The following is a 24872-nucleotide window of genomic DNA, read 5'->3' as shown; positions in this document are numbered from 1 at the left end:
ACTCGTCCTACTAAGAGGGGAGTTTGTTTGTTTTTTGTTTAGATAATGGAATGTTCATGCTAAATTGTACACTACGTTCCATATTCTTTATAGAATACTTTATATCTAACGTTTCAAGAATTTGTTTAACAATATATAACCCCAAACCACTTCCTCCAGTATTTCGATTCCTTGATTTTTCAATTCGATAAAATGGTTTGAAAATTTGTTGTATATTCTCTTCTTTAATATTGACACCTGTATTCATAATTTGCATTTTGATTTGACCCTGTTTAGAATCCTCACTTAACTTTATATAGACTTTTTCATTATGTGGTGAATACATAACTGCATTATGGATAATATTTTTACATGCTTTTTCAAAAAGAACACGATCTGTATAAACAGAAAGATCAGAATCAATTTCTTTTATTATTTGGATGCTTTTTTGAGAAGCAAAAAATTCGAGATCTTTTGTGATTGTATCTATTAACTTCGAAAGATTAACTTCTTCTACTTTTAGTTTAAAGGTGTGTTGTTCTAATTTCGACATGCTTAAAATTTCACGAACTAATTGTTCCATACTTTCAATAATTTGATGATTTTTCTTTAAATATTGATCTCGATTTTGATAAGGGCCAATATTGTATATCATCCCTTCTAAGTATCCTTTCATTACAGTAAGAGGGGTCTTTAATTCATGTGCTACAATCGCAAAAAACTCTCTGCGTTTTGTTTCTATTTCTCGTTCTTTTTCAATATCATTTTTTAATTGTTGATTTGCTTTTTTTAAATCAAACATAGCTTGTTGTAAGTTAATAGACATGTCATTCAAACTATTAGATAATTCTCCTAACTCATCTGTAGAGCGAACCTCAATTTTTTCGGAGAAATCTAAATTTGCCATCTTTTGTGCACCCTCATTAATATAAATAAGTGGTTTTGTAATAAACCTGGAATAGAAATAAGCACTCCCTACACCAATTATGAGTACAATGATACTAATATAGGGGAGAAAGCGTACTAAAACCTGTGAAGCTTCATCAATTGGTTGAAATGTAGCAAAGACTATAAGCGTTAAACTACCATCTTGGAATTGAATTGGTTTCGTAACGTTATATGAATTGCTAAGGGTACCTGCATTCTCGAACCGTGTGGCTCTAGTAACTACTGTTGTTTGCGAACCATTTTGAGTAAAAGAAAATGAAGGAGAGTATTTAATTATTCCCTCATTATTTTGAAGATAAAGCATCGCATTATTTTTTTTTGCATATTCATCAAAAAGTGGTATCGCATCTTGAAACGTAAGATCTTTAGATTTATCAATGATTTCTTTTATCCCTGTTTGAAGTTGATCTGTTTTGTATTGCTCATAAAACGTAGGGAGAAAGAAGTATAAAGTTAAATAAATCAATACTGCAAAGGATAACAAAATGAGAGAGGTAGTCATAAAGAGTTTATAAGTAATTTGCTTCATCTTCATGATTTTCACAATACTATTCATCAATTTTATAACCAATACCCTTTATTGTTTTAATATAAGGGATAGCTAACTTTTTACGTAGGTTTTTAATATGTGTATCAATTATTCGTGTTTCTCCAAAATAATCGTACCCCCAAACTTTTTCTACGATATTTTCTCTTGTGAGTACTTTTCTCTCATTTTGAAATAGTAGTTGTAGAATTTCAAACTCTTTTGTCGTTAATAAAATTTCAACGTCATTTACATATACTCTATATGCATCAACATCGATACGCACTTCTTTAAATACCAAATGATTATTTACATTTTTATCATAACTTCTTCTAAGTACAGCTTCGACTCGTCTAATCAAAACATGAAACGAAAAGGGTTTTGTTATATAATCATCGATTCCAAGATCGAACCCTTTCATTTGATCTTCCTCTTCTTCCAATGCAGTTAGCATAATAATTGGTACGTTTGACTGACTTCGAATCATCTTGGATACTTCAAATCCATTAAGATTGGGCATCATTACATCTAGAAGAATTAAATCAAAGGATTGCTTATTAAATTGTGTCATACCCTCTAATCCATCTGATGCAACTACAACTGTATACTGTTGTGTCATTAAAAATTGTTTAATTAATTCCTGAATTTCTTGATCGTCTTCTACCACGAGAATATGATAGTTTTTCATAATATCACCTCTGGTAGTCATTATAGCCTTACTATCTGGAGTTTATGTGGAGATAAATTAGGAGATTCCACAAGACGATTATTGTGTTAGCTCCACGTTCAATAAAATGAACATTAATATTTAAGTAAAACTAATGTATAATAATGTAAATCGGATGTAATTTCTTGAATTGTATGAAAATATACTTTTACTTCTTTACCAAGAGGAGAAAAGGAAATGAATTTCAATATAAAAGAAGCTACTGTAATTCTAGAGCGTGTGCCACAAACTTTGGAGTTTTTTTATCTAGTTTATCAGGCGAATGGCTACATTGTAATGAAGAGGAAGGAACTTGAAATACATTCGAAGTAGTTGAGCATTTAATTGATCTGGAGAGAAACAACTGGATTCTAAGGCTAGAATTAATTCTCCTGGAAGGTAAAAATAAATCCTTTACTCTGTTTGATCGTTATTCTCACATAAATAACAACTCTCTTGGTAAACCAAAAGTTTAAAGGTACGAACTAGGGATTATTTATATATTGCGAGAAAGGTTGTGAAATTATTTGAGGGGTTATAAAGCGATGCTATTTGATTTAGATGATACGTTACTTGATAGGGATAAGGCAGTAGATAAACTGTTTTCCTTTATTTTAGAGGAGTTTTATGGGGATGTTGAACAACATGCAGTAAAAAACGAAATGTTACAGAAATTCAAGGGATATGATAAAAAAAGCTATGGCCACAGCGATAAAGTGAAGGTATTGGAATCATTATTTGATGAATTCCCACCGAAATATAGATTACCACGCAATTACATTCAAGGCTTTTGGAATAATAATTTCCCAAAATGTTTTTCTATAAACCAAAAAACTATTAATATCATAAATACTATAAAGTCACATATTAAAGTTGGAATTATAACAAATGGCTCAACTCAGAGGCAAAAAGCAAAAATAATTAACACGAATTTGAATCGTTATTTTGATACAATCATTATTTCTGAAGTAGCGGGATTTAGTAAACCTGACAAACGCATATTTGAATTAGCATTAAATAAGCTAAATGTACAATCAGAAGATGTACTATTTGTTGGAGATGACTTAGAAAAGGATATTGCTGGTTGTCAAAATGCAAATATAAAGGGCATATGGTTCAATCCTAATATGATTAAGAATAATACCGAAACTAAACCATATGCCGAGATTACTTCTTTTGATAATTTATTAAGTTATTGTGGAGAGATAAATTTTCAAAAATAGTAAAAGATAGATTACCCTTAATTTCATTGACCGTATGAGAAGTTTTAAAACAATATTTATTTACGATGAAATAGAGGTTATTGAGCCAGGGGCAAATCATTTATGTGTGTTAATGAAGATCTACACAGCATGTTTAATATATACTTTATAAATTATAGAGGGGTGAGACTATGGAAATAAAGAAAGTAGTAATTAGCGGAATAAATATTGCCGTCGTCAGAAACGATACAGTATTAATATCCGACGTTCAATCTGCATTAGATCTCATGGCAACAGTTCAATATGAAGCGGATTCAAAGCGGATTGCTATCAATAAATCATTAATAAGTGAAAGTTTCTTTGACTTAAAAACACGTCTTGCGGGTGATATTCTTCAAAAGTTTATTAATTACAGCGTGAAAATTGCTATCGTCGGGGATTTTTCTATGTACACTAGTAAAAGCTTAAAAGATTTCATTTATGAATGTAATAAAGGTAAGGATATTTTTTTCTTAGCAACTGAGCAACTGGCAATTGAAAAGTTAAGCTCATTGAAATAAAGATATAAAATGTATTTCGAAAGAGGCATCCGTGAAGGTGCCTCTTATTTGTATTTTTATATAAATATGTTTTTCAAATTTAAATTTTGTACCGGTACAGTAACTGCAAATGTACATTGTTACAATATCCCTTCAAATTTACAATCAGCATATATTATTTTAACTTATAACTTATTAAGGGGTGCTGAATATGACAAAGTTACAAGATAAACTCTTTACAAGATTAAACCTTGAAAAACGTACTGAAATAAAATTTGAAGAATTAAGTACAATACTCTTTGCATTTGCCCACACAATCCCGTTTGAGAATTTAAATGTAATAGCAAGTAATGCGAATACAATTTCTATGAAAAACTTACAAGAGAAAATTTTAACTAGTTCTCGAGGTGGGCTTTGTTATGAATTAAATACTCTTTTTTACTATTTTTTAAAAGATAGTGGTTATGATGTACAACTCGCACTAGGTACCGTATATAAAAATGATATAAACGCTTGGGCACTTGAAGATGGGCATATAACAATTATTTTAAATTACGAAAACGTAAGGTACTTAATTGATGTAGGTATTGCTTCATTAGTACCTCTTGTGCCAGTACCGTTTACTGGCGAACTTGTTTCTTCTAAAAACGGTTCGTATCGAGTAAGACAAAAAGATACGAGTAAAGGAAACTATGTTCTAGAAAGAATAGATGTTGATGGAGAATGGAAAGTTTGTCATGCTTTTTATAAACATATTATTGATGAGACAGTAGTAAACGATGTTCAAAGAAGAGTGATAGAAGATGAGAAATCTATTTTCAATAAAGGGCCCATTGCAATAAAGTTGACGAACTCTGGTCATGTCTCTTTAACGGATACTAGTTTAACTGAAATCATTTATGGAGAAAAAACGAAGCGTGAAATTACAGAAAATCAATATAAAGAGCTTTTATATACTTTATTTGCTATTAAGTTATAACTAAACAAATAGCCGGTTCTTATTCAGAATCGGCTATTTTTATGATTTTTGGTTTAAAAGGTTTTCTTCTAATTTGTTTTGGAAACTGCGGTATAGTTAGTGTTTTTAACGTTTCTGCAGCCTCTTCATACGTATGAAAAACGGGTTCTTTTCCATTGTCTCCTTGCAAAACTAGTCCTTCATCTCGGATTACATACGGCATAAAATCATTCCTTTAAGTAGAATATTGTGTTCTTTTGAAACAGAATGATACGATTTAAAGTTTGATTTTCTTAATAGATATAATACACTAGAACAGTATAAAAAGTATGTACAATGAATTTTTAATGTAAAGGAAGATTATTATGTCAGTTATCGATAAATTGAAACTTAATAAGTATACAAATATGGTCGTTATTAACGAACCAAGTGATTATGACATTTTTACGGGGAAAGAAACTGCATTTTCAAAAGAACATGATGCCATTTTTATTTTTGTAGAAACACTTGATGAAATGGTGAAACAAACGAATTTTATTATTAGTAATGAAGAATTACTAATTGAAAAAGGTTACGTGTTTTTCGCATATCCGAAAAAAGGTAATGCTCGTTATAGTACGTTTATTCACCGTGATGAGATGTTTCCGGCATTAAACGTTGGAGATGATGGATATGTGGGGGAAAGCGAAATTAAATTTGCGCGAATGGTAAGTATGGATGATGTCTTTACAGTTGTAGGTTTAAAACGTGAAAAGAAAAAAGCGAAGAAAACACCTGTAGCGAGTCAATGTGTTGCTGATTATGCAGATCGTATTCAAGATGTTGAAGCATTATTGGCTAATCATCCAGCTGAACTTAATTTTTATCAAAGTTTAACTCCTGGTTATCAAAAAGATTGGGCACGTAATTTATTTTCTGTGAAACAAGAAAAAACACGCGATAAACGTCTTGAGAAAATGATTGAAATTCTTTCACAAGGCTATAAAACAATTGAATTATTCCGTAAGAAGAAAAAATAATGATTAGGAACGTCACAATGATGCAACAATTAATTACGTTGAGCACATTGAAAAAAGGATTCCTTTCAGTATACTAAAGTATGTTCTTATATTTAAATAATTAGCAAAAGAGAAAAGGTGTTTGAAATGAAATCGTATATTGTAGTTGGATCTGGAATTTTAGGGGCATCTACTGCCTATCATCTTGCTAAGGCTGGTGCGAAGGTTACTATTGTAGATCGTCAAGATTTAGGTCAAGCAACTGATGCAGCAGCAGGTATTGTCTGTCCGTGGCTGTCGCAACGTCGTAATAAAGCATGGTATAAAATCGTTAAAGGCGGTGCACGTTACTATTCTTCGTTAATTCAGCAATTAGAAGAAGACGGTGAAACGGATACAGGTTACAACCGTGTAGGTGCAATTAGTTTACATACTGATGAGAAAAAACTAGATCAAATGGAAGAGCGCGCGTATAAACGCCGTGAAGATGCACCGGAGATTGGTGAAATCACTCGCTTATCAGCTGAAGAAACGAAAAAATTATTCCCAGCATTATCGGAAGAATATAGTTCTGTTCATATTAGTGGCGCTGCACGAGTAAATGGAAGATTATTACGCAAAGCATTAATAAGCGCTGCGAAAAAACATGGTGCAACTTTCATAAAAGGTGATGCAGTATTAGTCCGTGAAGGGAATCATATTACGGGAGTTAAAGTAAATGACGAAACAATTGTAGCGGAAAAGGTAATGGTAACTGCAGGCGCATGGGCGAACGAAATCTTGAATCCATTAGGAATTAATTTCTTAGTTACGTTCCAAAAAGGACAAATTGTTCATTTGCAAATGGAAAATACAGCAACAGAAAATATGCCAGTTGTTATGCCGCCGAACGATCAATATATTTTAACATTTGACAATGGCCATGTCGTAATTGGTGCAACGCATGAGAATGATACTGGTTTCGATCACCGTGTAACAGCTGGTGGTTTACATGAAGTATTCCATAAAGCGTTAACAGTAGCGCCTGGTTTAGAAGATGGTACAATGCTTGAAACTAGAGTTGGCTTCAGGCCATTTACGCCAGGATTCTTACCTGTTATTGGCCCACTCCCTAATTTTGAAGGCATACTCATTGCAAACGGATTAGGTGCTTCAGGATTAACAGCAGGTCCATACTTAGGATCAGAACTTGCGAAACTTGCGTTAGGGCAACCGATTGAATTAGATTTAAATGATTATGATGTTGCTGGGGCAATGGAATAGTAATAAACAAAAAGATTAGGAGTGATTTCCTAATCTTTTTGTTATGTTATTTAGGCGATAGGAGTTCTTTTAAACAAGGGGTACCACCACATCGTTATCAAGCTAAGAAAATAGATAACCCACAAAACGAAAAATTTTTGCCTTTTATAGCAACGAAGTGCATTTTTATCGTTTGAGGTATTAGAGAAGAAAGATTGATTCGTTCAATATAGAGGCGAAAATACATATCAGAAATATAAACAATAGCCCCAAAAACTGGAGGCTATTCAATTTCACAATCTATTATGAGCAATTACAATAGGTAAGCTCTTTAAAGTCTGTCCCATCGCTGCATTCGTAAAATGATGAATAACATCAAAACCCTCAACTTGATGGATATTAGCGAACCGTTCCACAAATGAAATTAAAGCGATAGACGGGATCCCAATTAAAGTTTTTTAAACCTAATTGGACTTACCATTAAGAGAGCGAGGATTAATGTAATCCATGCATTGCTATATGAAAACAATCCCATACCGGCCAATGGTAATCCAGCAGCTGGAATAGGTAATCCCTTAAAATATCCAATGGTTGGTTTTACACTAAATTTAGCTAATCTTAAAGCACCCATCGTTGGGAAAAGGATAAATGCCAAAGAAGTTAAAATAGATGGTGTTGCTATCGAATGAAATAAAAGTGCAGGAGCAACTCCGAAACTAACAATATCAGCTAAGGAATCCAATTGTACACCAAACTCACTGTTCACTTTTAATTTTCTCGCAATTCTTCCATCAAGGAGATCTAAAACAGCTGAAAAGAAAATAAAAATGGAGGCTACTTCCAAATAGTCACTCATATTCATGGTAATTGAAAAAACACCGCACAATAAATTTCCAATCGTAAATAAATTGGGTACAGCTTTTACTATTTGATTGAACAAGGTTGTCCCCCCTAAGTTGATCAAACTTCACGTTTATGTAGCATTTTCTATATATTCTTCCGTTATTCTTGAAAATATATGACCACTGTATGCTAAGTAAATTTCGGCAAGAGAAAAGCCGATTTCCTGTACGTTATGTTGGTTTATAAACATGTTTGATCAAAGGTAAGTCTATTACTGCTGATTTACCGAATATAAAAAACGTTTTTGAAAAAAAGAGCCTATTTTCGGTGCATCATATCTTCATATAGTCATAAAATTAATTTGTAGTCGAAAATACGTAAAGAGCTGCTAGAATGAATTACTGAGAATACGAAGAATAAAGGAGAGAAGCGGAGTAAAAACTAAAAAAATTAGACAAAGAAAATGGAGAGATGAACTAAATGTTAAAGATCATCAAGCATTTAAAACCATTTATTGCTTCCATTATTGCAGTTGTATGTCTTTTAACTGTACAGGCAGTATGCGATCTATCACTGCCAGACTACATGTCTAACATTGTCAATGTAGGGATTCAACAAAAAGGTGTAGAAAATGCAGTACCTGAGGTTATTCGTAAAAGTGAAATGGATAAACTTACGCTCTTTATGAATGAAAATGAGAAGAAAAAAGTTGCTGACAACTATGTGCTTTTAGATAAGAACAACCTCTCTCAAAGTGAACTAAAAAATGACTTAAAAGATTATCCGCAGCTTGATAAAGAGCCACTTTATAAGTTACATACAGAAGATAAAAAAATAATTAACGAACTTAACGATATCTTTGGGAAACCAATGTTAATTACACAAGGAATTGAAAAAGGTGGCTCATCTGCTTTCTCTCCTGCTGCGACAGGTGACAACAACACACTAGCGAAACTTCCGCCAAATACAGATCCTTTTGCAATCATTGCGAAACTTCCTCAAGATCAAATCAATGCAATGAAAGAAAAGGCAGATGAAAAGTTTAAGAATATGCCAGGTAGCATGGTAACGCAATCAGCCGTTTCATTCATTGAGAATGAGTATAAAAAGATCGGTATCAATATAGATAAGCTTCAATCTAATTTCATCCTTACTTCCGGCGGGAAAATGCTGCTTTTATCCTTAGTAAGTATGGCAGCTACCGTTATCGTGAGTTTACTTGCTGCAAAAGTAGCTGCAGGACTCGGCAGAGACCTTAGAAAGAAAGTATTCCGGAAAGTTACAAACTTCTCGAATGCGGAGTTTGATAAGTTTTCCACTGCATCTCTAATCACAAGAAGTACAAATGATATCCAGCAAGTTCAAACCCTTATGGTTATGATGCTTCGCATTGTATTCTATGCACCAATTTTAGGTATCGGCGGCATTATTAAAGTACTTACTACAGACCTTTCAATGGGATGGATTATCGCAGTTGCGGTAATTGCGATTTTAAGCCTAGTCATTGGTTTATTTAGCATCGCGATTCCTAAGTTTAAGCGTATCCAAAAGTTAGTAGATAAAATTAACTTAATCACTCGTGAATCTTTAACCGGTATGCTCGTTATTCGTGCTTTTAATACTCAAAAACATGAAGAAAAGAAATTTGAAAAAGGAAATCAAGATTTAACAAAAACAAATTTATTTGTAAGCCGTTTAATGTCATTTATGATGCCAATGATGATGTTTATCATGAATGCCGTTACTGTACTTATTATTTGGGTTGGATCACACCAAGTGGATATGGGACATATGCAAGTTGGTGATTTGATGGCATTTATGCAATATACAATGCAAATCATCATGGCCTTCTTAATGATTTCAATGGTATCTATTATGGTTCCACGTGCTTCAGTTTCCGCACAACGTATCGCAGAAGTTTTAGATACTGACATTACCATTAGTGATGTAAAAGAGCCGAAAACATTTGCTTCAGACAAGAAAGGTTACGTTGAATTTAAAAATGTTGGCTTTAGATACCCAGGTGCAGAAGAAGATGTGCTTTCCAATATCACCTTTACTGCAAAACCTGGTGAAACGACAGCTTTCATCGGAAGTACAGGTAGTGGTAAATCAACATTAATCAACTTAATTCCACGCTTTTACGATGTCACAAGCGGCCAAATATTAATAGATGGCACGGATATTAGAGAAGTATCTCAGAAGGAATTAAGAGAGAAAATTGGTTATGTACCGCAAAAAGGAGTTCTCTTCTCAGGTACAATCGAGAGTAATTTGAAATATGGTAAAAAAGAAGCAACTGAAGAAGAACTCGAAAAAGCGGCGGAAATCGCGCAAGCTATGGAGTTTATTAACGCGAAGCCTGAAAGCTTCCGCATAGAAATATCACAAGGTGGTACGAACGTTTCCGGTGGTCAAAAACAAAGACTTTCTATTGCGCGTGCTCTTATGAAAAAATCGGAAATCTTCATATTCGATGATAGTTTCTCAGCTCTTGACTTTAAGACAGACGCAGCATTGCGCAGAGCTTTAAACAATGAGATTACAGGAAGTACTATTTTACTTATTGCCCAAAGAATCAGTACAATCATGAATGCCGATAAGATTATTGTACTTGACGAAGGAAAAATAATTGGAACTGGTACTCATGAAGAGCTTATGGAAAACTGTGAAGTTTATAAGCAAATTGCTTTATCACAACTTTCAAGAGAGGAGTTGTCATCATGAGTGATAGAAAAATAGATAATAGAAAACAAAGCGGCCCTGGTCCTGGCGGTGGCGGTCATATGGGCGGCGGCATGAGAAAGATTGAGAAAGCAAAAAACTTCAAAGGAACGATGAATAAACTCCTTCAATACTTGAAGCCCTATAAATTATCAATCTTAATCGTTATCCTTTTCGCAATCGGCAGTGCAGCCTTTACAATCGTTGGTCCAAAAATTTTAGGAAACGCGACAACAAAACTTTTCGAAGGACTCGTAAGCAAAGTATCAGGAGCACCAGGTGCGGCCATTGACTTTACCTATATCGGAAACATTGTCATTTTACTCCTTGGATTATATATACTGAGCACTGTGTTTGGTATTATCCAGGGGTACATTATTTCTGGAGTAGCTCAAAAAGTATCTTATAACTTCAGAAAAGAAATCGATGAAAAAATTAACCGTATGCCGCTGAAATACTTTGATAAAACAACGCACGGCGAAGTATTATCGAGAATTACAAATGACGTAGATACGGTGAGCCAAACTTTAAACCAAAGTATGTCGCAAATCATCACATCCGTTATTACAATCATCGGTGTACTTATCATGATGTTATCAATCAGCTGGCAAATGACATTAGTGGCGCTTTTAATATTGCCAGTATCGATGATTCTCATCATGGCAGTCGTAAAACGATCACAAAAATACTTCAAATCCCAGCAAGAATATTTAGGACACGTAAACGGTCAGGTCGAAGAAATTTATAGTGGTCACAATATCGTAAAAGCCTTCAACAAAGAAGAAGAAGAAGTAAAAAAATTTGAAAAGGTAAATGATACCCTTTACCATTCCGCATGGAAATCTCAATTTTTATCTGGAATGATGATGCCGATTATGACATTTATCGGTAATATTGGTTACGTCGCTGTATCTATTTTAGGTGGATGGCTTGCGGTAAAGAGAACCATCGCAGTTGGAGACATTTTAGCCTTTGTGCAATATGTTAGAAGCTTTACGCAACCAATCGCTCAAGTAGCACAAATCGCGAACGTACTTCAATCTACTGCAGCTGCTGCAGAAAGAGTCTTCGAATTTTTAGAAGAAGAAGAGGAAGTGCCAGAAGCAGAAAATCCAGTGAAGCTGCAAAAAGTTCAAGGAGAAGTTACCTTCCAAGATGTTCAATTTGGATACAATCCAGATAAGATCATCATCAATAATTTCTCATCTAACATTAAACCTGGACAAAAGGTAGCAATCGTCGGACCAACCGGAGCTGGTAAAACAACGATTGTAAAACTGTTAATGCGTTTCTATGACATAAACAGCGGTGCAATATGTATCGACGGTCACGATATAAAAGACTTCACGCGAGAAGACCTGCGCAACATGTTTGGTATGGTACTTCAAGACACTTGGCTATTTAACGGCTCCATCATGGAAAATATACGTTACGGTAGACTCGATGCTACAGACGAAGAAGTAATTGAAGCAGCGAAAGCAGCTCACGTTCACAACTTCGTAAAAACATTACCAAATAAATATCAAATGGAACTAAACGAAGAAGCAAGTAACGTATCCCAAGGACAAAAGCAACTACTAACAATTGCACGTGCCCTTATAGCGGATCCGAAAATATTAATACTTGATGAAGCAACAAGCTCCATTGACACTCGTACAGAAGTACTGATTCAAAAAGCGATGGAAAACCTTATGGAAGGTAGAACAAGCTTCATTATCGCTCATAGATTATCAACAATACGTGATGCAGATTTAATCCTTGTCATGAAAGACGGAGATATTGTAGAACAAGGTAATCATGAAGAGTTATTGAAAGCTGATGGTTTCTATGCTTCGCTTTATAATAGTCAGTTTGAAGGTGCGGATGCTTCTTGAGTTAGGTGAAAGTCCATTTAAATAACTAAACCCACGAAGAAAATGCATTTTCTTCGTGGGTTTTTATTATTTTTAAGGTTCTGTTACAAAGTTTTTAAAAGTAAGCTAGACTTTTGCAAAACAGAGTGAGGAGCATGATAAATGGGATGTTTTAAAGGGAAACAATTTAAAAAGAACATTAGAAGATTAATTAATACATTCTTGTAATTCTTCCCGATTAATTGTTGCACAACGGATAACCGGTTTAATTAAAGGGAATTATCAAAAAGGGTACTATAAAATAGAACAAGCCAAAGAAATAGATAAGGAGTGAGCAAGCGATGGATAAAATGATTAATTCGGGCAACTTTGGTTTACAAAGGGGACCTGCTCAAAAAACGGTTGGTCAGTATTTGTTCGATTGCCTGAAACTCGAGGGCATTACCGAAATTTTTGGTGTGGCAGGGGACTATAATTTTACACTTCTTGATACTTTGGAGTGTTATAACGGCATCCGTTTTATAGAAGGACGAAATGAACTAAACTCGGGCTACGCTGCAGATGGCTATGCAAGAATCAAAGGAATATCGGCTCTTATTACGACATTTGGGGTCGGGGAGCTCAGTGCATGCAATGCGATAGCGGGAGCCAACAGCGAGCATGTGCCAATTATACACATTGTGGGTGCGCCTCCTGAGAAGGATCAAAAAGAGCATAAGCTTATGCATCACACCTTAATGGATGGGAATTTTGACGTTTTTCGCAAGGTGTATGAGCAGATTACGGCATATACCGCGGTGCTTACGCCGGAAAATGCCAAGATTGAAATTCAGACTGCGATTCGCATTGCTAAGGAAAAGAAAAAGCCGGTATACCTGGTTGTGGCTAATGATTTAGTGACCAAGCCAATTAAAGTCTGGGCAGAACCGGTACCACCACGTCCAACATCCAATCCGAATACCCTTCAGGCTGCAGTGAATCATGTCCGTCCGCTTTTGGAACGTTCCCACCGACCAGTTATCTTGGTGGATGTGAAAACGATGCGATTCGGCCTTCAGACAGCGACTCGGCAGCTAGCCGATGCAATATGAATGTGCCTGTTGTAACGATGATGTACGGGAAGGGAGGATTCGACGAGAACCATCCAAATTATATCGGAATGTATCAAGGCTCTTTCGGGAGGACTGAAGTCCAAAGTACGGTAGAGAATGCAGATTGTATCATTGCGATTGGCATGGTATGGGCGGACACAAACACCGCAAGTTTTACCGCAAAGCTGAATCCGCTGATAACTGTCAATATTCAACCGGATATAGTTAAAATCGCTGAGGCGGAATATCCGAATGTTCTTGCAGCCGACATGCTACTTGCCGTTCAGAAGGTGAATTATAAGGGCAAAGGTTTGACAAAAAAATTGTCATTCCCTTATGAGCAATTCACAACTATTGCCGACGGACCTCTAATGGCGGACGGCTATTATCCACGTTTTCAGCGCATGCTGAAAGAGGAGGATATTGTAATCGCCGAGACCGGAACGCTTTATTACGGAATGGGAGAGATAAGACTGCCGGGCAATGTAACATATATTGGACAAGGTGGATGGCAGTCCATCGGTTACGCAATCCCTTCGGCGTTTGGTGCTATTATGGCCGCGCCGGAACGCCGAGTATTGGTGTTTACAGGTGACGGTGCCCTGCAGCTAACGGTACAGGAAATCAGTTCTATGCTCTATTACGGCTGCAAGCCTATAATCTTTGTTTTGAACAACGATGGTTATACAATCGAGAGATATTTAAATGTCAAAACAGAGGATCAAAAGTACAACCAAATCCCTCGATGGTCTTACACCAAGCTGGCCGAAGCTTTTGGAGGTAACGCGTTTACCGTTACGGTCCGGACCTATGGAGAGCTTGATCAGGCTATAATCCATGCTGAAAAGGAAAGCGCCGAAAGACTCTGTATAATTGAAATGATCGCAGGTAATCCAATGGACGCACCTGAATATATGCGACGGATGCGCAGTTATATGGAGAAGCAGGAAATGCAGCGCAGCCAGAAATAATATCCAATTCTCTAGTCCCTAATTGGATACTAATTAAACAGTTCTAATCATATTCTTTTAATAAAACGCAATTAAAGGGGTGTAAAGTAAGTTGACAAAAGTTAAGGTTAGTTTACGACCCATTGCAAGTAAGTTCAATTTACCTACTGTTTTGAAAACAACTATACTACCAGGTGACTCAATTGAAAGGTTATTTATTGCAACCCAGGTAGGAGAAATCTTTTACATAGGAGACGGAGTTATAAGGACTTTTTTAGATATTCGCCCGCGAATTATCAAATTAGGCACGTTTGAAGAAGGTGTCTCTAGTAGCGGTTATGATGAACGCGGATTGCTAGGACTAGCGTTTCATCCACAATTTTATCAAAACGGTTTATTTTACCTTCATTATTCAGTAGCTGGCACTCAAGGTCCGGGTGCCCTTTCTGAACCTTTTAAACCTAATCCGTGTGATCCGAAAACTTTAAACTTAAAGTGGGTAAATAGAGATACTCAATATGATCATATTGATACGGTTGAGGAATGGATTTTACAATCACATAGTCAACCTCAAAAACGACGGATATTACTTAACATAAGAAGGCCCTTTTTTAATCATAACGGAGTCAATAGTTTAAACTTTTCACCTGAGAGTGGAAAACTTGTTTTTACAAATGGAGATGGTGGATCGGGTTATGATCCATTTAATTTAAGCCAGGATGATTTAGAAATAGCGGGTAAAATAATTGAAATTGATGTAAGTAAAAATACATTCATAAATAACCCTCCAGTAGTTACACGCTTTAATGAGTTTCCTTTATCTATACAAGAAACACTTACAGTAATTGCGAAAGGAGTTCGGAATATAACAGGTATTTCATTTCAAAGGTTTTATAATCAGTATATCAAATATGCTGGAAATGTCGGGCAGGATATTGTAGAGTCTATTTTTTCGTTTGTTCATTATAAACCCATACCGGTTACCGAACTTGTTCAAACGCATTTAATGAGATCCACTCCCAATCAAGATGGATTTATTAATTTTGGTTGGCGAGGATGGGAAGGAGAATTTCCTACTTCTTTTATAAGGCACTGTTCTGAGAATCCTACTTTAGATGAGAGAACAATGGCTTATTATAATGAAACAATAGAAACATCAGTGAGGCGCATACAGCCCCTAATTAGTTATTTTCATAAAGATTCCAGAGCAGATAAGTTTGGAGGAACCTCACTTACAGGAGTACAACCATATATGGGAACTACAATTCCTAGTTTAACTGGTAGTATCGTGTTTACTGATCTTGCTAAGAAAGAAGAATTTCAATCTCCAGTAAAGGGAGTGTTAGCTTTTACTAGAGCAGCTCTAGACGGGAAACGTAATGATTTTCATGTTATTGAAACCACTTATGATTTTGGGACTCAAGCAGCTTATTATGTTAGTTTAGGAACAAACTTAGATCAAACTAGATTATATTTAGGAGTTTATGGTTCTATGAAAGTAACTGAATTTAACAAAGGTACTATTTTTGAAATTGTTCCATGATACGGTATAAACTCTTAGTCTAAAAATATATGGAATTCATACTTTTTCAAACGCACGACTTAGCGCCTCTTAAAAAACCTTCTATGGATAAACATCTATTGTATAGTGATTCCTAACAAGCAGAAAGTAAAACATAACCAATAAGTATTTGAATAAAAATAGAAAATGGTGAATTAAGTCTCTTTAGGGGGGAATTTGATGAATCGCTTTAGAAGCTATTGGTATCAATGGATGATAGAGCAGGATGCGAATTTTGTTCATAAAAGAAAGGTGACGCCTGCAAGTAGGTTAGTCATTACAGCATTACTCGGTTCATTTGCTGCTATTTTTCAATCTGCGGGGAACTTAATCCCTGGAATTGGGTTATTTATTAGTCCTTTCGCGACGCTACCGATTTTTCTGGCTATTTGTTATTCTATTCGTGAGGGAGTACTTTCTTATATTCTTACTATTTTCCTATTATTCATTATTGAGCCAAGTGAACTAATTGTCTTTCCCTTTACTACAGGCTTATTAGGTATAGCGTTAGGAGTATCCTTTTTACAATTCAAGAGGAGGATTTGGGTAATTTCCTTTTCAGCGATATGTCTACTTATAGGAATTATGATCATTCTCGATATCTTCCGTTTTCCTGTACTTGGTCCTACTATTCATACGACTATGGATATAAAAGTTATTACATTAATATTTATACTGAGTTTTTTATACTGCTGGATCTATGCAGAGTTGTGTAGAATAATAATGAATAGAGTATATAAAGTATGGTCTTAGCAATTGCATAAAATCTTTTTGAACAAATACACTTTCTCATATATTTTCAAAGGTTGGAGATGTAAGCCATGTATAACATTGAAATTAGAAGGCCGAATTCGAATGATTTAGATGAATTACATTTGTTTTTTCGTCTTGTTATTACTAATACATTTAAAAACGAAGGGTTATCACATCTATTAGATGACATAGAAAATGAAATTAACTCGAAAAAGAAATATTTAAAAAATGATTTTGATAGTAATGGAGAAAATCGTTACTTTTTATTAGCGATAGATACAAGTAACGATAAAATCATTGGAACGATTGAAATCGGTCCAGCAAGTGCATTGATTAATAGTTGTACAGACGGTGTACTTAAGGATTTGTATGAAATAGGAACTGTATTTATACTTCCGGAGTATCAAAGAAAAGGTATAGGGAGTTTACTACTAAATACAATGTATCTTACATTACTTAGCAGAGGAATAACCGAATGCTGTTTAGATAGTGGATACAAAAAAGCACAAAGTATATGGACAAAAAAGTTTGGAGAACCTAGTTATATGCTGAAGGATTATTGGGGCGAATCAAACGATCATATGATTTGGAGAAAAAGTTTACATGATATACCTATAATATTTGAATTATAAAATGAAATATCTCTCTTAACATAGCTTTTCTTACATACTTATGCTATTATTTATCTTTATAATAAAAGAGGACGTGAATGAACTTGATTAAAATTAATATTCCTGAAGCCGATGTTTCAATTACTGAACGTAACCAAGTTATTAAAGGAGACGAGCCATTAATTACTCCAATTAACGGTTTTATCGATTTCCACTTGTTCCCTAGAGATAAAGGCGGCATTTTTATGTTTTACAATATTAATGACGAACTTCTTTTCGTAGGTAAAGCTCGTAAAATTAGACAACGTATTAAAAAGCATTTTGAAGATAATGTTTCACCAATCAAAAATAATCGTGATGAAGTATACCGCATCGATGCATGTATCGTAGAAGATCCAACTGAAAGAGAAATTTACGAAACATACATCATTAATAAGTACAAAGCGAAATATAACGTTGATAAAGTGTTTTATAAATAAACAACATTAGCGAAATGAAACAATCCTAGTACATACACTAGGATTGTTTTTATTTATATAGTTTTGTAATTTTTGTCCGTAATGATTTTCCTCGCATTTGTTCCTCCTTATAAGGGAATAGATTATTTAATCGGCAGAATTTTTTCGTATTTTAAAGTAATGAGCGGCAATTAAACAAAGTACCCCTATAAATAACATAATAATTCCAAAAGTTTTATGCTTTCCTTCGAAGAAAGGTATGTCTGTAATTACATTTGTCATACATAAGCCTAAGAACACAAGAATTTGTCCAATCCAAAGTAATATGTTGCCTAATTTTGTGTGTTTCTCCATGTAAACCCTCCTTTTTTACATATATATCCATCTTTATCGCAATCCATAACTTCTAAATAAAGGTTAAAGTAAATCCCCAAGAGAAATATATTTTCTTTCATAACAAAAATTAAAGCATCATATATTGGTACAAGCAAATGAGAAAGGAGATCATCATGAATTGGCTAGAAGCTTTTATTTTAGGAATTATTCAAGGGCTGACAGAGTTTTTACCTATAAGCAGTACAGGTCACCTATATTTAGGGCGACATATTTTTCAGTTAGATGAGGCAGGTTTGTTTTTAGATACGATGCTGCATATAGGGACGTTACTTGCGGTGTTTATTTATTATAGAAAAGAATTTATTTATTTAATAAAAAATCCATTTTCAAAGCTTATGCTATTACTTATTGTCGGGACGATACCTGCGGTTGTAATCGGCTTATTATTTAAAGACTTTTTTGAAGATATTTCAAAAACAGGTATAACAATAGGTTGGGAGTTTTTAGTGACGGGTTTATTTCTTTATATGGCCGATAAACAAAAGAACGGTCGTAAAAAAATGAATGATATTACATATAAAGATGCATTCATAATTGGTTCATTTCAAGCAGTAGCTATATTTCCAGCAATTTCCCGTTCTGGAATGACAATTGTCGCTGCATTATGGAGAAAGTTAGACCGTGAAACAGCGGCGTACTTTTCCTTTTTATTATCAACACCAGCTATTGTCGGAGCTATCATCTTGCAATTTGCAGATGTTTTTCAAGGGAAAGCTGAATCTATTTCTAGTACATCATTAATTGTCGGAACATTATCAGCAGCGTTCTTTGGTTACATAGCAGTTTCATGGATGATTCAATATTTAAAACGTCATTCTTTAAAAGTATTCGCGTATTACGTATGGGGATTAGGTATTTTAATTTTAATGTTGCAATTCACACAGGTGTTTTAAATATAATTATGAAGGAATTATTAGTTAAGATCCTGTTCCATTCATACACGACAGGATCTCTTTTCATTAAGGGGGAAAAATGTTTACTAAGGCTATTGTTATTGGTGGAAGTATCGCAGGAAAACTCGCCGCAAAGGCTTTATCAAATACGTTTGAAGAAGTAATCATTGTAGAAGCTGGTGAAGAATGGGATGGAAAAGGTCCGCGAAAAAGAGTTCCGCAAAGTAATCATCCGCATGTGTTATTAAAAGGCGGCGAAGAAGCACTTGAGGAGTTGTTTCCTAACATTACTAATGAATTAATTGAAGCAGGTAGCATCGTAAATAATTTTACTCGCGATTTAAAATGGCATCAGTTCGGCCTATGGAAGCAGCCTTTCAAAGGCGAAATAAATATGATTCAACAAAGTCGTCTTCTGTTAGAATCGCATATTCAAAAACGAATTGAACAAGTTTCAAATGTTACTTCGAAGTATGAAATGTTGGTTGAAGGATTACTAGTAGATAACAAGCTTAATAAAGTCTATGGAATAAGAGCTAAATGTTTGAAAACAGGAATGAAAGAAGAACTTCATGCAGATCTTGTTGTTGATGCAAGTGGATTTGGTTCGAAAAGTATAGATTGGTTACAAGAATACAATTTCGAAGTACAAGAAGAGAAAGTAAGAATTGATTTGTTTTACGCAACTAGAATGTTTAGGCTCAAAGAAAAAGAGAAATTAGACTGCTGTAATATGCTTATGTCTCCAAGTTTTCCTGAGAATCCTTATGGTGTTCTAATTCAAACGATTGAAGATGATCGTTATTTTGTTACTTTTAGTGGATATGCAAATGAAAAAGCACCGCAAACAGATGATGAATTTTATGATTTTGCTGAAAACCTATCAATCACTAATGTTACAGAGTTTCTAAACAAATCTGAGGCGATTACCGATATAAAAACGTACAAAATTCCATATCAAGTACGCAGGCGATTTGATCTAGTTAATAATTTGCCTGAAGGATTGTTAGTAGTTGGAGATGCGCATTGTCGTTTTGATCCAGTTTTCGGACAAGGTGTTTCAGTTGCAGCTATGGAAGCTCACCAATTGCAACTAATTCTTCAAGGGAGAAAAAGGCTTGATAAAACATTAACTCGAGAGTTTTATAGGAAGACTGCTATGATTATCAAAACACCTTGGGAAATGACCACAACGGAGATAGCACGTCATCCTAAGTTACAGAAAGAATTAACTACGAAACAAAAATTTCAGCAATGGTATACGAAACAAATATATCAACTTTCTGCAAGTGATTCTGATATTTATATTCGGTTAGTCAGAGTTATGAACTTAATTCGTAGTCCATTTCATCTTTTTCATCCTAGAGTATTACTTACTGTATTACTCAGACGAAAGAAATAGCAGGAAAATTATCGTTTAAAAAAGAATGTATAACAGTTAGTAAATCAAGAAGGGGTAAACGGGATGGAAATATACATAGAACAATTAAAGAATCAAGACGCTGAAGATTTATTTAATTTTGAACTCACGAACAAATCATTTTTTGAAACAATGGTACCAAGTCGTGGCTCTAATTATTACGTGTATGAATACTTTCAAAAGCAACTTGCCGAACTATTAAAAGAACAAACTGAGGGGATTTCTTATTTTCATCTCATACGTAATACAGAAAAAGAAATTGTAGGACGTATCAATTTAGTTGATGTAGATAAGGAAAAACGAATTGGGTCGTTAGGCTACCGAGTTGGAGAGGGTTTTACAAAAAAAGGAGTTGCAGCAGCATCTGTAAAATTGATTTTGGCTCAAGCAAGAGTCTATGAAATTAATGAAATACATGCTATGACAACAACAAATAACATAGCTTCACAAATTGTATTAGAAAAGAACGGATTTTCTCGTGAAAAGGAAGCGGAGACAACTACTGTAGATTTAAACGGGGAAAACGTAAATTTCGTACATTATATTTGGAGGACTACTAAGGGTTAAAAATAATAGGGAGGGACATGTACATGAAGGATTTACGTTATCCAATAGGTCAATTTACTTACGTAGGAACTATTACAGAAGAAATAATTGATAAATGGATTCAAGAAATAGAGGATTTACCTAATGAACTAGCAAGAGCGATAAAAGATTTAGATCAGAAGCAGTTAGATACACCGTATCGCGTCGGCGGATGGACTGTTCGCCAAGTTGTTCATCATGTTGTTGATAGTCATATGAATAGCTACATACGCTTTAAATTAGCACTGACAGAAAAGAATCCAACTATTAAACCGTACAAAGAAGAAAAATGGGCAGAGCTACCTGACTCGAAATTACCAGTAGATGTTTCACTTGTAATGCTAGATTCATTACATAAAAGATGGATTAACTTATTATATTCTTTAGAACCGGCAGATTTAGAAAAGACATTTAATCATCCTGAATCAGGAGAAACAAAACTTGCTGCTGCAATTGGACTATATGCATGGCATGGACGTCATCATACAGCGCATATAACTTCATTAAGAAAGCGACTAAATTGGTAACATGGAGATTACATTAGAGAAGGCGACAGAAAATGATGCAGCAGTTTTATTTCAAATGCAAATAGACTCATTTAGTCCTTTATTAAATAAATATAAAGACTATGAAACAAATCCAGCAAATGAATCTATTGAAAAAACTATTTTAAGAATAAATAATCCGAGCAACAACTTTTATAAGATAATAATAGATTCGAACCTTGTTGGAGCGATATGTATATCCCAAAAAGAAAGACCTTATAAATTTTGGATCAGTCCAATGTTCATTCATCCAATCTATCAAGGGAAAGGAATCGCTAAGAAGGTACTTATTTTAATTGAAGAGATGTTTCCAGAAGCACGGAGTTTTGAACTTGCTACGATTTTAGAAGAAAAAAGAAATTGTTTTCTATACGAAAAAATGGGGTATAAAAGAACAGAAGTAATAAAGAAATTAAATGATAAAACTACACTTATTTATTACAAAAAAGAAAGGTAAAGCATTTGAAATACGCTTTACCTTTTTATATTATTTTAGATTAAATATACAAAAATAATGCATATTCTTCCAAGATACTCGGGTTAGTAATTTCGATAATGAATAAACATACGGAAAGGCGTTATTTCGTCGTATATGTTACTAACGCTTTTTGAATGCTTAAAACACTATCGTCACCTTTAAATTCTTTCGTAATTGGTGTACTCAAACTAGATACCCAAATTTTAAGTTCTGCATCTAAATCAAAATGCCCAGCTGTTTCAATGCTAAATTGTGTAATGCTTTTATAAGGAATAGAATGATACTCTGTTTTTTTACCTGATATCCCTTGTTTATCAACTAAAATAAGACGACGATTTGTAAATACGATTAAATCACGAATTAATTTATAAGCATGCTCAACTTTTTCATCATCTAGCATAATCTTTTCTAAATCACGTTCAACGCTTTCTGTACTCGCACTTGATGCATTTCCTAAAATACCACTAAATAAACCCATATGAAATTCCTCCTTTATAATATGTGGAATGAGTTTCTTATATTGTACCATGCGAATGACTAATAGATTATGACATTGCTTCAATAGTTTTTTGTTATTATTGCAACTAATTTATATAACCTCATCCTAAAATCTTGTGCTAACATGTAATTAAGAAAACAGAAGCAGAGGGATATAGCATGAAGAATATCGGTTTAGTATTAGAAGGCGGCGGAATGAAAGGTTTATATACTGCAGGAGTACTCGAATATTTTATGGAAAGGGACTTATTCTTTCCGTATGTAGTCGGTGTATCCGCTGGAGCGTGTATGGGAGCAACATATTTGTCACGTCAAAAAGGAAGAAATAAGAAAGTAAATACAGAGCTAGTAGGAGATCACAGGTATATATCTTATCGAAACTTAATTCGGAAACGTGAATTATTTGGAATGGATTTTTTATTTGATGAAGTACCAAACAAAATTGTACCGTTCGATTTTCAAACTTTCCTAAATTCAAATGAACAGTTTGTAATCGGAACGACTGATTGTGAATCAGGACAGGCAGTTTATTATAATAAAACAGAACATGGAAATGATATTTTAAAAATTATTCGTGCATCAAGCTCTGTGCCGTTTATAGCACCTGCTGTAGAATATGATAATCGAAAATTGTTAGATGGAGGGATTATAGATCCTATTCCAGTTTTTAAAGCGCAAAATGATGGTTATTTAAAAAACGTTGTTATAATGACAAAGCCAGAAGGGTATGAGAAGCAGCGAAACAAATTTTCAGGCCTGGCTAAAATGTTATATAGAAAATATCCGAATATCGCACAATCTTTAGTAGAACATTATCGTTTTTATAATGAGACGATAACTTATATGAATCAAATAGAACAAAAAGACAATTTTTATATCATTCAGCCTAGCGTACAGCTTCCTATAAGCGGAATAGAAAGAAATAAAGAGAAACTTGTTAACCTATATAATCTTGGCTATACAGATGCTCAACATCATTATGAAAAATTATTAAGTTGGGTAAGGAAATAAAGGGGTGGAAAATTGCTATTAGGTAAAAAGGTTATTTTTAATGAATTGCAGAAAATGCATAGTCCGCTGCTTAAACCGTTTCCGAATTGTGACCTTCGAAAAATACGAAAAGATTTTAATAATATGTTTACAGAAGATGATTGCATAAGCGCTGATTTAAATTATTATTGGATGCATACAGCAGGTACTTTAAGTTACATACTTAATAACAACGAAAAGGAGATTGTGTTTGATCAAATAAAGTGGCTAAAGAAATCGTTTTTTGAATGGTTTCCGCAATATCACTTTCTAGAAATAGAAATTGTGAAGTATCCCATTTTGTATAGAGATTTCATGAATTTTGAGAAGACCAGGAAACTACTACTATATTACCTTACTGAATAAAAATAAAAACGTACAAGTTATGCTGCTTGTGCGTTTTTTTGTTCATAAAAAATACAATTTTAATACCTTGTTTATATAGGGATTCTAATACGAAGAAAGAAGTACATATAGAATGATGTAAAGGAGGGAGAGGTGTTTAGATACCATTTTCCTTTAATTCATTATCCAATTCGAATATAGTTAGTTATTTATGATAAAATATTTCGAGTGAAATCAAGTACTTATTATATCCAGTATTAAATAAGTTAAGCCAGGAGGAACAACAGTAACATGGAAAACGTATCAAATATAGATAAATCGGAATCAATAAAATCTTTACAATCGACTATTCGTAAACTTGAAAATGCACTATTACAGATGACTCAAAAAGGTGCAAATACTACATTAGTGAAAAAACGATTTAAAGCTGTTTGCATAGGGTTAGCAGTGCTAGAAAACGTGTGGAATCAAGAAAGCCACCAGTATAGTCAAGAAGAGTTAGCAGAAGCTCGTAATATCCTTGCTGGTTTGCTTCCATCAATAGAGAGGGCCTATGATAAGGCTAAAGCTGGAAGTCCTCAAAGAACACTTTTAACAAGACGGATAAAAGCGTTGGAACTTTCTATTCAGGCAATTGATAAACCTTCTAATAAATAACTCATCTAAATACATAACATACTAAGGCGATTTTCATATAGGAATTCTAATGAGAAGAAAGAACTACATATAGAATACTACAAA

25 protein-coding genes and 2 pseudogenes are annotated in these 24872 nt (G+C 34.2%); 21 read left to right on the top strand and 6 right to left on the bottom strand.

The features are described from left to right. Positions 1 to 10: 10 nt before the first annotated feature. Both B5P40_RS21650 and B5P40_RS21645 read right to left on the bottom strand, forming a co-directional pair. Positions 11 to 1483, bottom strand: coding sequence for a sensor histidine kinase (locus tag B5P40_RS21650; RefSeq protein WP_033709149.1), 1473 nt, complete (start codon positions 1481 to 1483; stop codon positions 11 to 13). Beyond that, on the bottom strand, positions 1476 to 2141 hold the full coding sequence (locus B5P40_RS21645) for a response regulator transcription factor (protein WP_000800741.1): 666 nt from the start codon (positions 2139 to 2141) through the stop codon (positions 1476 to 1478). The genes B5P40_RS21650 and B5P40_RS21645 overlap by 8 nt, the downstream gene beginning before the upstream one ends. 216 nt (positions 2142 to 2357) lie before the next feature. Between B5P40_RS21645 and B5P40_RS34420 the strand changes: the two genes are divergently transcribed. From B5P40_RS34420 to B5P40_RS21630, 4 genes are all read left to right on the top strand, one after another. Continuing rightward, positions 2358 to 2492 (top strand): hypothetical protein, encoded by a 135-nt coding sequence (locus B5P40_RS34420; RefSeq protein ID WP_002141907.1) that lies wholly within the window; start codon positions 2358 to 2360, stop codon positions 2490 to 2492. Between the two features lie 212 nt (positions 2493 to 2704). Further along, positions 2705 to 3382: an HAD family hydrolase gene (locus B5P40_RS21640; RefSeq protein WP_113709847.1), complete on the top strand. Its 678-nt coding sequence runs from the start codon at positions 2705 to 2707 to the stop codon at positions 3380 to 3382. Between the two features lie 170 nt (positions 3383 to 3552). After that, entirely contained in the window at positions 3553 to 3921 is a 369-nt protein-coding gene (locus B5P40_RS21635) for a DUF4180 domain-containing protein (RefSeq protein WP_002032337.1), read from the top strand. A 190-nt stretch (positions 3922 to 4111) separates the two neighbouring features. Then, a complete protein-coding gene (locus tag B5P40_RS21630; RefSeq protein WP_113709846.1) occupies positions 4112 to 4879 on the top strand; it encodes an arylamine N-acetyltransferase family protein in 768 nt (255 codons plus the stop codon). Between the two features lie 19 nt (positions 4880 to 4898). Here the strand turns inward: B5P40_RS21630 and B5P40_RS21625 are convergent, their stop codons facing one another. Then, a complete protein-coding gene (locus tag B5P40_RS21625; RefSeq protein ID WP_113709845.1) occupies positions 4899 to 5081 on the bottom strand; it encodes a hypothetical protein in 183 nt (60 codons plus the stop codon). A gap of 142 nt (positions 5082 to 5223) precedes the next feature. Here B5P40_RS21625 and B5P40_RS21620 point away from each other — a divergent pair, with 142 nt between their 5' ends. Then, positions 5224 to 5877 carry a YdeI/OmpD-associated family protein gene (locus B5P40_RS21620; protein ID WP_002032340.1) on the top strand — a complete coding sequence of 218 codons (654 nt, stop codon included), beginning with the start codon at positions 5224 to 5226 and terminating at the stop codon, positions 5875 to 5877. A gap of 126 nt (positions 5878 to 6003) precedes the next feature. After that, positions 6004 to 7119: an NAD(P)/FAD-dependent oxidoreductase gene (locus tag B5P40_RS21615; protein ID WP_033709793.1), complete on the top strand. Its 1116-nt coding sequence runs from the start codon at positions 6004 to 6006 to the stop codon at positions 7117 to 7119. Positions 7120 to 7546: 427 nt separating this feature from the next. On the opposite strand, the gene pssA is transcribed toward B5P40_RS21615, so the two are convergent. Then, positions 7547 to 8038: a CDP-diacylglycerol--serine O-phosphatidyltransferase gene (gene pssA, locus B5P40_RS21610; RefSeq protein ID WP_002085344.1), complete on the bottom strand. Its 492-nt coding sequence runs from the start codon at positions 8036 to 8038 to the stop codon at positions 7547 to 7549. A gap of 383 nt (positions 8039 to 8421) precedes the next feature. Here pssA and B5P40_RS21605 point away from each other — a divergent pair, with 383 nt between their 5' ends. From B5P40_RS21605 to B5P40_RS21575, 7 genes and pseudogenes are all read left to right on the top strand, one after another. Then, on the top strand, positions 8422 to 10668 hold the full coding sequence (locus B5P40_RS21605; RefSeq protein ID WP_113709844.1) for an ABC transporter ATP-binding protein: 2247 nt from the start codon (positions 8422 to 8424) through the stop codon (positions 10666 to 10668). Then, positions 10665 to 12539, top strand: a complete 1875-nt coding sequence (locus B5P40_RS21600) for an ABC transporter ATP-binding protein (RefSeq protein ID WP_113709843.1) — start codon at positions 10665 to 10667, stop codon at positions 12537 to 12539. The genes B5P40_RS21605 and B5P40_RS21600 overlap by 4 nt, the downstream gene beginning before the upstream one ends. 320 nt (positions 12540 to 12859) lie before the next feature. Continuing rightward, positions 12860 to 14580: pseudogene (locus B5P40_RS21595) on the top strand (alpha-keto acid decarboxylase family protein). A 91-nt stretch (positions 14581 to 14671) separates the two neighbouring features. After that, on the top strand, positions 14672 to 16102 hold the full coding sequence (locus tag B5P40_RS21590; RefSeq protein WP_113709842.1) for a PQQ-dependent sugar dehydrogenase: 1431 nt from the start codon (positions 14672 to 14674) through the stop codon (positions 16100 to 16102). 198 nt (positions 16103 to 16300) lie between these two features. After that, positions 16301 to 16873, top strand: a complete 573-nt coding sequence (locus B5P40_RS21585) for a YybS family protein (RefSeq protein WP_002013264.1) — start codon at positions 16301 to 16303, stop codon at positions 16871 to 16873. A 68-nt stretch (positions 16874 to 16941) separates the two neighbouring features. Beyond that, positions 16942 to 17505 carry a GNAT family N-acetyltransferase gene (locus B5P40_RS21580; RefSeq protein ID WP_113709841.1) on the top strand — a complete coding sequence of 188 codons (564 nt, stop codon included), beginning with the start codon at positions 16942 to 16944 and terminating at the stop codon, positions 17503 to 17505. A gap of 77 nt (positions 17506 to 17582) precedes the next feature. Beyond that, positions 17583 to 17963: a nucleotide excision repair endonuclease gene (locus tag B5P40_RS21575; protein ID WP_002013261.1), complete on the top strand. Its 381-nt coding sequence runs from the start codon at positions 17583 to 17585 to the stop codon at positions 17961 to 17963. Between the two features lie 126 nt (positions 17964 to 18089). On the opposite strand, the gene B5P40_RS21570 is transcribed toward B5P40_RS21575, so the two are convergent. Further along, positions 18090 to 18296, bottom strand: a complete 207-nt coding sequence (locus tag B5P40_RS21570) for a hypothetical protein (RefSeq protein WP_113709840.1) — start codon at positions 18294 to 18296, stop codon at positions 18090 to 18092. A gap of 155 nt (positions 18297 to 18451) precedes the next feature. Here B5P40_RS21570 and B5P40_RS21565 point away from each other — a divergent pair, with 155 nt between their 5' ends. The 5 genes and pseudogenes from B5P40_RS21565 to B5P40_RS21545 form a co-directional block, all read left to right on the top strand. After that, positions 18452 to 19231: an undecaprenyl-diphosphate phosphatase gene (locus tag B5P40_RS21565; protein ID WP_002013258.1), complete on the top strand. Its 780-nt coding sequence runs from the start codon at positions 18452 to 18454 to the stop codon at positions 19229 to 19231. Between the two features lie 79 nt (positions 19232 to 19310). Next, complete coding sequence (locus B5P40_RS21560) at positions 19311 to 20633, top strand: FAD-dependent oxidoreductase (RefSeq protein WP_113709839.1); 1323 nt, start codon at positions 19311 to 19313, stop codon at positions 20631 to 20633. Between the two features lie 63 nt (positions 20634 to 20696). Continuing rightward, positions 20697 to 21218, top strand: a complete 522-nt coding sequence (locus B5P40_RS21555) for a GNAT family N-acetyltransferase (protein WP_113709838.1) — start codon at positions 20697 to 20699, stop codon at positions 21216 to 21218. Between the two features lie 23 nt (positions 21219 to 21241). Then, positions 21242 to 21763, top strand: a complete 522-nt coding sequence (locus B5P40_RS21550; protein WP_113709837.1) for a YfiT family bacillithiol transferase — start codon at positions 21242 to 21244, stop codon at positions 21761 to 21763. Between the two features lies 1 nt (position 21764). Then, positions 21765 to 22238 (top strand): annotated as a pseudogene (locus B5P40_RS21545) (GNAT family N-acetyltransferase); the annotation flags it as partial. Between the two features lie 121 nt (positions 22239 to 22359). Here the strand turns inward: B5P40_RS21545 and B5P40_RS21540 are convergent. Beyond that, positions 22360 to 22737 (bottom strand): PH domain-containing protein, encoded by a 378-nt coding sequence (locus tag B5P40_RS21540; RefSeq protein ID WP_002032364.1) that lies wholly within the window; start codon positions 22735 to 22737, stop codon positions 22360 to 22362. 179 nt (positions 22738 to 22916) lie between these two features. Here B5P40_RS21540 and B5P40_RS21535 point away from each other — a divergent pair, with 179 nt between their 5' ends. From B5P40_RS21535 to B5P40_RS21525, 3 genes are all read left to right on the top strand, one after another. Further along, positions 22917 to 23768 (top strand): patatin-like phospholipase family protein, encoded by an 852-nt coding sequence (locus B5P40_RS21535; RefSeq protein WP_088039463.1) that lies wholly within the window; start codon positions 22917 to 22919, stop codon positions 23766 to 23768. Positions 23769 to 23780: 12 nt separating this feature from the next. Further along, a complete protein-coding gene (locus B5P40_RS21530) occupies positions 23781 to 24152 on the top strand; it encodes a YxiJ-like family protein (protein WP_063219021.1) in 372 nt (123 codons plus the stop codon). Between the two features lie 270 nt (positions 24153 to 24422). Next, positions 24423 to 24788 (top strand): hypothetical protein, encoded by a 366-nt coding sequence (locus tag B5P40_RS21525; RefSeq protein WP_113709835.1) that lies wholly within the window; start codon positions 24423 to 24425, stop codon positions 24786 to 24788. The last annotated feature ends 84 nt before the right edge of the window (positions 24789 to 24872 follow it).

The organism is Bacillus sp. SRB_8, from assembly GCF_003264205.1.
GTDB lineage: Bacteria > Bacillota > Bacilli > Bacillales > Bacillaceae_G > Bacillus_A > Bacillus_A mycoides.
Note: the sequence above shows the minus strand (reverse complement) of the source record. Positions and strands in the feature narration are given on the sequence as shown.